The sequence below is a fragment of the Sphingomonas qomolangmaensis genome (genome assembly GCF_024496245.1).
GTDB lineage: Bacteria > Pseudomonadota > Alphaproteobacteria > Sphingomonadales > Sphingomonadaceae > Sphingomonas > Sphingomonas qomolangmaensis.
Genome location: NZ_CP101740.1, coordinates 1,277,855 through 1,290,118, shown reverse-complemented (window position 1 = coordinate 1,290,118; position 12,264 = coordinate 1,277,855). Strand labels below are relative to the sequence as shown.

The 12,264-nt window shown below is 59.3% G+C and carries 8 protein-coding genes; 5 read left to right on the top strand and 3 right to left on the bottom strand.

Annotation, left to right across the window (positions count from 1 at the left end; translation table 11 throughout):
- Positions 1-910 precede the first annotated feature (910 nt).
- Complete coding sequence (locus NMP03_RS06140) at positions 911-1,816, bottom strand: sensor histidine kinase (RefSeq protein WP_256507608.1); 906 nt, start codon at positions 1,814-1,816, stop codon at positions 911-913.
- Positions 1,817-1,963: 147 nt separating this feature from the next.
- On the bottom strand, positions 1,964-2,662 hold the full coding sequence (locus NMP03_RS06135) for a TonB-dependent receptor (protein ID WP_256507607.1): 699 nt from the start codon (positions 2,660-2,662) through the stop codon (positions 1,964-1,966).
- A gap of 526 nt (positions 2,663-3,188) precedes the next feature.
- Between NMP03_RS06135 and NMP03_RS06130 the strand changes: the two genes are divergently transcribed.
- The 3 genes from NMP03_RS06130 (at position 3,189) to NMP03_RS06120 (ending at position 8,608) form a co-directional block, all read left to right on the top strand.
- A complete protein-coding gene (locus tag NMP03_RS06130; RefSeq protein WP_256507606.1) occupies positions 3,189-5,420 on the top strand; it encodes an ATP-binding protein in 2,232 nt (743 codons plus the stop codon).
- Entirely contained in the window at positions 5,417-7,576 is a 2,160-nt protein-coding gene (locus tag NMP03_RS06125) for an EAL domain-containing response regulator (RefSeq protein WP_256507605.1), read from the top strand. Before NMP03_RS06130 ends, NMP03_RS06125 begins: the two co-directional genes overlap by 4 nt.
- A gap of 591 nt (positions 7,577-8,167) precedes the next feature.
- Positions 8,168-8,608 carry a hypothetical protein gene (locus NMP03_RS06120; RefSeq protein WP_256507604.1) on the top strand — a complete coding sequence of 147 codons (441 nt, stop codon included), beginning with the start codon at positions 8,168-8,170 and terminating at the stop codon, positions 8,606-8,608.
- A gap of 622 nt (positions 8,609-9,230) precedes the next feature.
- Here NMP03_RS06120 and NMP03_RS06115 read toward each other — a convergent pair.
- Positions 9,231-9,863 carry a tyrosine-type recombinase/integrase gene (locus tag NMP03_RS06115; protein ID WP_256507603.1) on the bottom strand — a complete coding sequence of 211 codons (633 nt, stop codon included), beginning with the start codon at positions 9,861-9,863 and terminating at the stop codon, positions 9,231-9,233.
- Positions 9,864-10,093: 230 nt separating this feature from the next.
- On the opposite strand from NMP03_RS06115, the gene NMP03_RS06110 reads away from it, so the two are divergent.
- Complete coding sequence (locus NMP03_RS06110) at positions 10,094-10,495, top strand: thiol-disulfide oxidoreductase DCC family protein (protein WP_256507602.1); 402 nt, start codon at positions 10,094-10,096, stop codon at positions 10,493-10,495.
- Entirely contained in the window at positions 10,492-12,099 is a 1,608-nt protein-coding gene (locus NMP03_RS06105) for an SDR family oxidoreductase (RefSeq protein WP_256507601.1), read from the top strand. The genes NMP03_RS06110 and NMP03_RS06105 overlap by 4 nt, the downstream gene beginning before the upstream one ends.
- Positions 12,100-12,264 lie beyond the last annotated feature (165 nt).

Genomic DNA, 12,264 nt, shown 5'->3' with positions numbered 1-12,264 from the left:
CGCTGATCACTCAACACGATCTGGCCGCGGAAAGCGGTCTGGTCACAACGGTCACGAATCGCGCGATTCAACCCACTTGGTGATAAAGGTCTGCTTCTCCGGTTCGCGGCCCCAATCCGGACAGTCCCCATCGCCAAACCACCGGATCATCGGGTTGCTGAACGAACGGTGGCTTCATGGCGTCGCCGGAGGTATCCCGGTCCGTCGCAAACCACCACACGGCCGGGCAACTGGGCTCAAGCGGTTCCACGAATGGCCGGTGTCGGCGCCGTCAGACATTGCCAGTCGCGGCGTCGACCGGCCGGAACGTCCCAGCGCCAGCCGCTCGGACTGACTGTTGCGCCGGTGAATGAACGGCGGCTCTCAGGTACGTCGGCGTGCAGCTTGAATGTCCGATATTAGGACGCTGAGCTGCCGTGCAGGGCCGAGATGAATAAGCGTCCGCTTCTGGGAAGCGGGACAGGTCGTCTGAATGACCGAATGTGGGTCATTGCGGTCCGTCTGCTTTCGTGCGCCCTGATGGCGTAAGCGGCCGTTTGTTCATGAAGCTGCCGGCGGCAGCTATGTGCCCTATTTCGGTGACCGGAGCGCGGGGCCGCTATTCATCGATAGCTCTGCTCATATCTAGCGCTTGGCTGGAGAGACTTCGACGAGCATTTACCAGGTCATTAGCCGCTGACGGAGCCGCACTGACCGCGGCAGCCGCTATCCGGGCGGTGGTGGTGGTATCGACTGCGTCGATTAAGGCTATGAGGTCGTGACAGGTCATCGGCGAGACAAGGCTGTACGATGGGCGTTATGATATTGTTAAATTCATCGTCGTTGACACAGCGGCTGCGCCCACCCGAAGCCGCTGTTTGAATGAAACATCGCAACCCGGATGTATCGTCCTCCGAACATCCAGCATCGACTACGTAGCTAGGCGGTCCTTTCGCAGGGATAGCGTCGCGACCAGCCCAGTAGACTGCCAATCGTACTTGAGTGCCCCCGCTAGCCGCTGGGTAATGCTACGCTCTATCATGCGATTGCCGAAGCCCGTGAGCTTCGGCGTGCTTTCGATCTCTGGACCGCCGGTTTCCGCCCACGTGAGCACGACGAATTCTGAATCCACATTGCTCGTCACGTTGAGCACACCTTCCTTACAGGACAAAGCACCGTGCTTAACAGAATTTGTAGCCATTTCATGGATAACCATTGCCAGCGTCGTTGCGCACTCCTCACCGACACCCATCCGGGTGACGGCGATCCGAATCCGTCCTGAGAAAGCGTCCTTATCGTCGTACGGCGACAGCAGAATCGAGAAAAGGTCTCCGAGCAACACCGATTTGCCTTCGGCCCCCGGTAGCGGCCTTACGAGGTCGTGCGCCCGCCCGAGGGCGGTAAGCCTGTCAGTAAGACCGGTCAGCATTTCCTGCGTAGTGGCGGCGGATCGGTACGTAAGGTTAGTCAAACCTACCGCGAGCGAGAGAAGATTCTTCACTCGGTGGCTCATCTCGCCGGCAAGCAGCTCATTGCCCTCCTCCGCCTGCTTTCGCCCCGTCACATCCAAAAAGATCCCGAACATCGTATGTTCGGCGATATTTGAGTCGGCACCTTGTCCTCTGGACGATACCCAGCGAACAGAATCATCTACCATTATTCGAAAATCGATCTCGAATGACCCGGTGACGGATCGCGTGGCCTCAAACGCTGCCCGCACACGGTCCCGGTCGGCGGGATGAATATGGGCAGAAAGCTGTTCGAACCGCACTTCGTCGGACCAGGGCAGGCCCCAAAGAGCAAAAGCCTGTTCGTCCATCGTGAAACGATTCGTCATGACGTTCCATGACCACAGGGCAACGCAAGCAGCGTCAACGGCAAGCCGTAAGTGTTCTGCTCGCCAAACTTGCGAACCCGGGCCCTGTCCAGACATCTCGACCTCGTTCAGGTGCGTAGGCCGCACCGTCTCGGCCCGGGAGCTAGCCTAATAAGCAGGTTTTGCAAAGGCTAACCGGGCGCGTCGCGGCACTGTCCGTGTGTTGTCGATCGACCTCGCCGAGCGCTGCATGGCGATCTGCCGCGTCCCGTTCGACGCGGTGCCGGTCACCACCGAATCGTACAGTCCCTGCTTCTTGTCGTAATTCACCCGCGGCCCCGGCGACAGCGTCAGCCGGTCGGTGACCTCCCAGTTCAGCTTGCCGTACGCCGCCAGGCTGGTGTTATCGAGCCGGGTGTCGTTGATCGCCACGACGTTGTTGATCACCGTTGGATTGGTCGACAGCGCGCTGGTCGGGTTGAGCAGCCACTTGCTAGCCGCGGGCCCCGTATCCTGCATGCCGCAGGTGCGGATCTTCTGACGGACTGCGAACAAGCCGGTGACGAAATCGAACCCGTTGCCCTGGTGATTGAAGCGGAATTCCTGCGAGTATTGATCCTGAACGGTGGGGTTGTTCACCTTCGTATAGATCGGCAGGCGGGTGTAATCGCGGTCGTTCGCGGGGGTCCAATCCCAATAGCGCCATGCGGTGATCGACGTGATGGTGCTGCGATCGCCGACGTCCCACACCGCATGCGCCGAAAGGCCGCCATGTTCGTTGCGGGCGCGAAGCTCGGCATGGACATCGGTCACGCGATCATAGGGGTTGGTGGTGGGCGCGACATATCCCGGGAAATAGCTCAGCAATGCCGGATATTGCTGGTTCGCTGGCCGCTGCGTAGGCCCGCAGCCTGTGCTGCCTGAGAAGGGCGATCGAGAAGGCCGGAGGTTTCCCGAAAGGATCCTTTTTGGGAAAGTCGGCGTGCCTTTGGGCAAGCGGACCACCTGCGAAATCAACTCCGCGCGGACATGAATGAATGACCGAAGTTGAGTAGCCGAACTAAGCCGCGAATGGCCGGGAAGTGGGTCCTCAGGCCCACACTGACGCTTCATGCGGATATACAGAATGCGTCGACGATGCCCCGCTGGCGCTATTGATCAGTGGTTTCTATGCACGAGAGGGGCGATAACCCGTTGAACCGTCGCCTTTGATACCCGAAACGGCTTGATCTTGATGCTCATGGATTAAATCGTCTCTCCTTTGGGATGGATCGTAACTTCTCACTAACGATTTCGGCCTAATGGAGGGGATCACGGTAAGGGCCGGGCACATAAGAAAGCAGCGAATGCCGTGGCTCCGAACCTGCCTCCTGCTCTCCGCCAAACCCGCGAATTGTCCAACCCTGACTGCAACAACCAAAATGGCGAGGTCCGTCAGTCCGGCGGCATATGGTCGCGGGCCGGGGGCTTTACGGCTGAGGCGGCTGTCTTCTTACTTCTCGTCCTGACGCTCGCAGCGGTTCTGGGTCAGGAGGCGCTAACTCGCGAAACGATGAGCCTAACGCCGAGCTCGACCCGGGCTTCGCCTTATTCTTTTGACGATCGTTCAAACGGCGGAGATTCCAAGCTTTCGATACATAAAACAGCGCCCCTTTCCTGGTCTTGTGAATTAGGAAAGAAGGCGGCGTTCCCATTTTGCGGTTACGGCCTGGTCTTCAACGCGACGACGCCAGGCAAAGGCGTCGATTTATCCTATGCATCGAAAATATTAGTCAAGCTACATTATCGCGGCCCACCTACAAGATTGCGCATTGGCATTAAGGATTTTGATCCCGCCTTTAGCCGCGTCGGCACCGATGCGTCTGTCAAGCCTAACACGACTGAGTTTGAAGTGGTCCAGGGTTATAACCAGATCGAGTTGTTACCTGAACGCTTTGAGGTCGAGCCCTGGTGGGCGGCCAGCCAGCGGCTTAGCTCTAAGCAAGCGAGCCGATCATTCCAAAACGTTGTTGCCGTCGAGCTCATCTCGGGCACTGGAACTAAACCCGGCGAGTTCTCAGTAAAACTTGAGGAGATTACGTTCGAAGGCGTACATTTGGCGCCGGAGCACTTTTACATGATTATCATCGGCGCGTGGACATTGCTGAGTGCAATATTCCTCGTCTACCGGTTTTTCCACGTGCGGCGCCAGTACGAGGCAAGGGAGCGCCAACAGGACAAGCATGGTCAGTTACTTGCCCAAGCGCATGCCGCCGCCGAGGCGGCCAGTGCCGCCAAATCTCAGTTCCTTGCGAATATGAGCCACGAGCTTCGCACACCGCTCAACGCCATCATTGGCTACGCACAATTGCTCGAGCGTGACGCGCTTACGCAACGGCAACGATCGGCCGTCGGCACAATCCATGAAAGCGGTACGCATCTATTGGCATTGATTACCGACATCCTGGACATTTCCAAGGTTGAAGCGGGCAAGCTCGAGCTATTGGCGTCAGCAGTCCATCTCCGCGCTTGCGTCGCCGGCGTGACGGAGATGATCCGACTGCGCGCTCAGGAAAAGGGCCTAGTCTTTAAGGTGGATATTGCCGTTGACGTGCCCGACCGGGTGCTAGCCGACGCGAAACGGCTGCGGCAGGTACTTATTAACCTGCTTGGTAATGCAGTGAAGTTTACCGCCCGAGGTGAGATAGGGCTCGAAGTCTCTACTGTAGGATGGGGCGGGGGAAGCGTGCGGTTGCGGTTCGACGTAGTCGATACCGGTGCTGGCATTGCCCCTGAGCAGCTGCAGAGGATCTTCGAGCCGTTCGAGCAGGTAGGGAGTGCAACTGAACGCAGCGGCGGCACGGGTCTCGGGCTTAGTATCGCTCGCCGGATCGTCGACATGATGGCAGGCGAGATTAGGGTCGAAAGCGTCATCGGCTGCGGCAGTCGCTTCAGCGTAGAGCTACCGGTCACGCTACTTGCGCCATCGATCCCCGCGTTGACTCATCCCATCACTTCGGGGGGCGGCCATGACATTCTGGTGGTCGACGACAGCGAAACCGACCGCAGCATTCTGCGCGAGGCGCTCGAGGGACAGGGTTTCAAGGTGCGCGAAGCTCGCGACGGACTTGAAGCGCTCGATATGGTCGAGCGCGCGCAGCCTGATCTCATAATCGTCGACATGAAGATGCCGGTGATGGGCGGCCTCGAAACTTTGCGCCAGCTGCGTCACCGCCCCAGCCTGCGCCAGCTACCAGTCGTTGCGATCACTGCAAGCCGATCGTCTAGGCTCGAAGCGGAGGCGCACTCCGCGGGCGCCGATCGCCTACTCGTGAAGCCGATCAGGTTGCTATCGTTGGAACAGGTGATCACCGATCTGCTCGCCAAGCCCCGCGTCGGCGATGGCGACGATAGCTGCATATCTCGTCCGCTGATCCCCCCGGGCGAAAGCCAGCTACGATTGCTGCTGGAGCATGCTCGCGCCGGCAATATGCGAGCAATTCGCGCGCTTGCGGTCGACATCGCCGCGATGGGTTCGGAATACGAACCCTTTGCCGACCGTCTTCAGACACTAGCGGCCGGATACCAGTCGCCCGCTGTGTTGAAACTGGTTCAACAGCAGCTTGCTGGTAAGGAAGCCGCATGAGCGCGCGAACTAAATCAGGTGAGCGTGATACAGTCCTGATAGTTGATGATAGCCCCGTAAACCTGGGTGTTGTCGTCGAACACCTAGAAGAACATGGGTATGAGGTATTAGTCGCTTTGGGCGGGTACGAGGCGCTTGAACGTGCTGCGTTCGCCGTTCCTGACCTCATTCTCCTCGACGTTATGATGCCCGACCTTGACGGACACGAAACCTGCCGCCGCCTAAAATTGCGAAAGGGAACCCGAGATATACCGGTAATTTTTATGACGGCGCTGAACGACGTCGACAGCAAAATCGCGGCGTTCGATGCGGGTGGTATTGATTACGTTAGTAAGCCGTTCCAGGTCGAAGAACTGCTTGCGCGAGTGCGCACGCATATCGCCTTGCGTCGCGCACATGTCTCGTTGGACGCGCAGAAGACCCAACTCGAAGCCGAAATCAAAGCCCGACAATCGGCGGAGGTCGCGCTACGTGATTCGGAGCAGCGGCATCGTCGGTTGTTCGAGACCGCAGGTGATGGAATTTTGGTGATAGATTGCGAGCATGGCACGGTTATCGATGCTAACGCCCGGTGCGCTGCTATGTTCGGGATAGAAGTTGGCACGCTTAAAGGCAAAAGCTTCGCCACGTTGCCTCCGTTCAAATATGCCAATGCGGGTTACGCCGCCCTGAGCGCGCTGCGCGAAGAGGGCGAGATGAAATGGGAGGACTGGAGCTGGGCGGACCCGGATGGCACCCTTGTCTCGGTCGAAGTCATTGGAAGCACCTATCACGTGGGCGGCCGCCCACTGGCTCAGTGCACCTTCAGGGACATTCGCGAGCGCAAAGAGGCAGACGCGCGGATACGCCACCTCGCGCTGCATGACGCATTAACCGGATTGCCGAACCGCACGATGCTTGCGGATCGGTTGACCGTGGCGATCGCTCATGCGCGGCGCGACCGAAATCAGGTGGCACTGCTTCTTCTCGACCTCGACCATTTCAAACATGTCAACGACAGTTTGGGGCATTTTGTGGGGGACGAACTGCTGGAAAAGGTTTCGATGCGATTGCGGGGCGTGCTGCGCGATGGCGATACCGCTGCACGCCTTGGCGGCGATGAGTTCGTCGTTGCCGCCGAACTTTCGGGGCCCGCCGATGCAGAAGCGCTGGCCGAAAGGATCATAGCGGCTCTTGAACCCGCCTTCAGCATCGCTGGTCGTGAGCTGCACATTGGGGCAAGCATTGGTATTAGCCTGTATCCTGGCGACGGAGATAGTCCTGCCGCCTTATTACAGGCCGCCGACACCGCGATGTACCAGGTAAAAAAGAAAGGGCGCGGCACGCACCGGCTATTCAGCCGTGACCTTAGTATGGCGGCGGAACGCTGGCACATTCTTTCGCACGATCTACACGGCGCGTGTGCACGAGGCGAATTTGAGCTTCATTTTCAGCCTCAGGTCCTGCTCGAGACCGGCATGATAACGGGACTAGAAGCGCTGCTGCGGTGGCATCACCCTACTCAAGGCCTGATCGCACCGGGCTTGTTCATCCCCCTGCTTGAGGAGCATGGTCAGATGGTCGAGGTGGGGCGGTGGGTGCTCGGAATGGCTTGCGCCCAAGCCGCAGCCTGGCAAGCTGCCGGGCTTGCGCCCGTACGGATCGCGGTCAATCTCTCGTCGCAGCAATTCTATCGCGGCGACATCGTAGCGGTCGTGGCCGATGCGCTGGAGCGGTCAGGGCTCGCACCCCAATGGCTGGAGCTGGAACTGACCGAAAGCATCACGCTCGACGATACCGAGAGAACGCTTCGGATCATGCGAGATCTCAAAGGCCTTGGCGTTGCTTTGTCACTGGACGACTTCGGAACGGGCTGGTCGTCGCTCGGTTATTTGAGGCGTTTTCCGCTGGATCGGATCAAGATCGACCGGTCGTTCATTCGCGATCTCGTGAACGATGCAGGTACGGCGGCAATTGTCTACAGCATCCTTGATTTGGCTCGGCAGCTTAACCTCGACTGCGTCGCCGAGGGTGTGGAAACTGCAGAACAACTCGAATTGCTTCGACACAAGAGCTGTCCGGTCATGCAGGGGTTTCTATTCAGCCAAGGTTTGAACACCGCAGATACGACGGAGCTGCTCACAGCACGCACGTCTATGATGGCCTTACAAAGCTAGACGCCAACGTGGCACCGTCCCTTAGGCGGTGGCGCCGTTCAAAGGGTGTATTTGCGCCCGGCTATTCCGACGCCGTTACCGACTAGAAGTGAATACTTCATGGAGTGAACATGGAAATAGTCAGGCTAGGCCAAGGTCAACGTGCGCCCAATGGCTCGGACTTTATCCGCAACAGTGTCCTATCGAATGGCCTTGGTGGGCTCAGCGGTATGATCCGGATCCTTGCGGTCGATCGAGCTGATCGCATCCCCTTCGAATCTCAGTCCAAAACATTGTGGCAGGGCGTCACGCAACGGAACGAATGGGCTTAGCCTGGCCCATCAATACGGCGCTCCTGCGGTCTATGTGCAACACGAATATGGCACCAATTTCAGTTGTGAGACGTCGAACCAATAAAGACAATATTGCATGATGTTTTTAATGCCGTAATTTCTTAAAGTTCGAGCTAGCTTCAATTGTGCAATTGCGACCACCCGTGGTTCAAAGGTCGGGTTGATGACACCTTGGTCCTAATGCCTAATCCGTAATTCACCATCCGCTTTAAGTGAGTGTTCTTTATTTGCGCCGAATATAACGTATTGGGGAGATATAATGAACATAAACAATATGCTCCGCGGCTTGGCGATTGCAGCTTTGCTGATATCGGTTCCGGCTTTAGCTGGCAATCAGGGCAAGGGGCATGGAAAAGGCAACAGTGCGTCTCAGAAACAAAAAGGCCAGATTCGGCACTTTGACAAGCGCGATAGGACCGAATTTCGAAGGGTGCCGAAGAGAGATAGCGCCACTGCCAGCTGTCCGCGTGGACTAGCAAAGAAAAACAACGGCTGTGTTGCACCTGGGCTCGCTAAGAAGCAGTATGCGCAGGGCGATAGGCTGCCTGCCGCGCTTCGAACCAATAACGTCCCGGCAGCCTATGCCGACCGATACCGCGACACCGCCACTTCACTCTATCGCTACAACGACGGTAGTATCTATCGGATCAACCCCGACACCCGGCGTATCGCAGAAGTCATTGGGGCGCCCATTCGATAAGACTGTATTTTATACCAGCGCGCGCCTCGGCTCGACGGCTGATGCCAAGTCCCTTGGGTGCTAACTCAACGCGAGGGATTTCCAAAGCGGCCATGATCTGAATCAATATTGCAGGCTATGGGGGCTTGGGATAGTCTCGTCTGTTGTGTTGCGGGAGGATTTCAACGGGCTGGTCGCCGAAGGCTCGCGCGTTTGAGCGGCCACGCGAACCAGGTTCGGCGGCTGCTGGCGCTGGCTGCGATTTATGTTGATGGTGTTGCGCGTCACGCGATGGCACAGGTCGGCGGCTTAGGCTTGACCGCAAGGCCGGTAACCTCCGCAACGTCGCTGTGGCCTCGCGGCACGTTCTTCAACGCCGCACTCGCTCGCCAGTCAATGTCGGGTGTCTTCGCGTCTTCGCCCCAGTGGCTTCCGTCATCACATCTCCCTGTTTAAAGAGCCGGCGCAGGCTTGCCAACCTTAGCGGGTCGCCATCTGCACCCGTCGGCACAGGGTAGCCAAAGCGGCGCGCGTGCGCCCGAGCAAATGGTTGCGCTGCCAATCTTTTCCGATCCCCCTATGTGAACGAAGGTCAAAAGTTGGGATTCACCTCAACGTCGTTAAATGGCGAATCTGGGCTTATTCAGACCTCAGTCCGTTCTGCCAGTTCTAGCGCGTCTTCCACGTCAACGCCGAGGTAGCGCACCGTGCTATCAATCTTGGCGTGGCCGAGCAGAATCTGAACCGCCCTAAGATTACCCGTCGCCTTGTAGATGATTGACGCCTTTGTGCGACGAAGCGAGTGTGTCCCGTATTCCTGAGGCGGAAGGCCGATGCCTTCGACCCACTCGTGCACGAGACGAGCATACTGTCGCGTACTCATGTGAGCCATGTAGTCGTTTCGGCTCGGGAAAACGAAGTCATTCAGCGTGCCGCCGCGGCGCTCCAGCCAGGTACGCATGGTCTTACGTGCTGTGTCCATCAGCTCGAACTGGACCGGGCGCTTGGTCTTTTGCTGGATGACGACGGCACGGTCACGGACGCGCCCGCCTGAAACGACATCGCCGACACGCACCTTGACCACGTCACATCCGCGCAGCTTGCTATCGATAGCGAAGTCGAACAGGGCTCGGTCGCGCAATCGCCTATGTTGGTCGAGCCAGAAGCGAATGGCCCAGACCTGTTGCTGTTTGAGGGCTCGCTTCGCGCCAATCAAGCGGCCCTCGTTCCAGGGTCGTAGTTCATGAAAGGCGGGGTCCATCGACGAGGGACCCATCACTCATCTCCTCTGCGCTATGCCGGTGCCCGTAGGGTAATCAACCGCAGTAAACATGCGGTTCGAAAATCTGGTTGATGTTCCCTTGGCAGGACGGATGAATGATTGGCCATACTCGGGAGAGGCGGACCCATTGCCAAACGTCGTTTTCTGGGTCGCAGAAGACCGCGATTAGATGCGGGGAGCCCGGGTCAGCTGGACATCGGCGGCATGTCATGTTGACAAGGCACATGGAGCAGAAACCAGCGATCATCCTGTTTGACGCGATGTGCGTGTTGTGTAGCGCAAACGCGCAGTTCGTCCTGCGGCGGGATCGCCAACGCCGCTTCCAACTAGCTTCCATGCAGGGCGATGTCGGCGCCGAGCTGTTCCGCCGGCACGGGATCGATCCAACAGACCCGGATACCATTCTGGTCGTTGACGGGGATCGGGTCCTGCGTGATTCGGACGCCGTGCTGGCAATCTACGCGCGGCTCGGTTGGCCATGGCGCGCAGCAGGCTGGTTACTATTGGTGCCACGCGCCCTGCGTGATCCGCCGTACCGGCTGATAGCACGTAACCGCTACCGCCTGTTTGGGCGCCGCGAGACCTGCTGGCTGCCGTCCCCGGCGGATCGCGACCGGGTGCTGTGACCGGCATTCTGGTGCTGGGCGGCTACGGCGGCTTTGGCGGCAGGCTGTCGCGCCGGCTCGCCGCGGCGGGGTACGATGTCGTCGTGGCAGGTCGAGATCTGCTCAAGGCAGAGCGGTTCTGCGCCGGTGTTGTCGGCTGCAGGCCTGTGGCCGCCGACCGGAACGGCAACCTGGTTACGTTGCTCGCGGTCGAGAAACCCGCATTGGTCATCGATGCCGCGGGACCGTTCCAAGGCAGTGGCTACGGTGTCCCGACTGCTTGCGCCGATCTGGATATTCCGTACCTCGATCTGGCGGACGACCGGGCGTTCGTGGCTAACATTGAAACCATTTGCGCTGGCGTGCCCATCATCGCAGGCGTATCCAGCGTGCCCGCACTGTCGGGCGCGGTTGTACGCCACCTAGCCCAAGGCATGGAACGAGTCACGGCGGTCGAGGCCGCCATCAGCGCGTCTAATCAGGCGGCCGCCGGTCGCTCTGTCGCGACCGCGATCCTGTCCACCGTCGGTCGGCCCCTTCCGCTCTGGCGAGGTGGCCGCCGGATCGTCGGCCACGGCTGGCAGGAGATGCGTTGTCAGCGGTTCGAGATGCAGGACGGCCAATCTCTCGGCCTTCGCCTAGTCGGGCTGGCTGACGTTCCTGATCTGGACCTGTTGCCCGGACGCCTGCCTGGTCGTCCGGCGGTCGCGTTCCGCGCTGGTACGGAACTCTCTTTTCAGAATGCCGCAGTTTGGCTTGCGAGCTGGCCGGTTCGCTGGCTCGGCGGCTCGCTCCGTCCAGCGGCGCGGTGGCTGCTTCCGCTCCAACGCTTGACTGCAAGACTGGGTGGCGATCGCTCGGGCATGGTGGTGCGCGTCTTCGGCATAGCTGATGGGCGCCGCCTGGAGCGGCGCTGGACTTTGATTGCCGACCAGGGCTGCGGCCCCGAGATACCGACATTTGCGGCCGCGATCCTAGCCGACCGCATCATGAACGGCACCTGTCCCGCCGGAGCGCGCGACGCTGGTGAGCTGTTGTCGCTTGCTGACTTCGAACCTTCTTTCACCAAGCTAGATATTAGGCATGAAGCGCAGGAGCTCGAACAGCCTGACCCGCTTTATAGGCGTATCATGGGCGTCGACTTCGACCGGTTACCTACCGCTTTGCAGGTGGTGCACGGTGTGCTGCGCGACGGCGGCGCCTCGGGCCACGCGACTGTGACGCGCGGCCGCAGTCCTGTAGCACGACTGATCGCGGCGATCGTCGGCTTCCCGCCTGCAGGCGAGCACGCGTTGCACGTATCGTTCGCCGAAAGAAACGGCATTGAGACCTGGACCCGCGATTTTGCCGGCCGGCGATTTCGCAGCCGCATGTCACAACGTGGCCAAGAGTTGGTCGAGCAGTTCGGCCCCATGCGTTTTCGCTTTGCGCTCGTTCGAGAAGATGGCGGGCTTCGCATGGCCATGCGCGGCTGGTCCTGCCTGGGTGTGCCGCTGCCCATTGCGTTGGCACCCCGGTCGGATGCGCACGAGGCGGAAGACGGGCAGGGCCGCTTTACCTTCAATGTGGCTATCGCCTTGCCGATCGTCGGAGCCATCGTCTGCTATCGTGGTTGGCTTAAGTGAACGAATGGCTGGTTCGGGAAAGTACCCAAACCGCGCTGAATGACTGTTTAAGGGTCCTTGCAGCCGTGAAGCTGTCGGTCGGCTGTCGGCCAATGGCCGACCCTACAGGGTTGCGGCGACGTGCTAAAAGGCGGAAACTATCGCGGCGACAATAGCGAGGTTCCG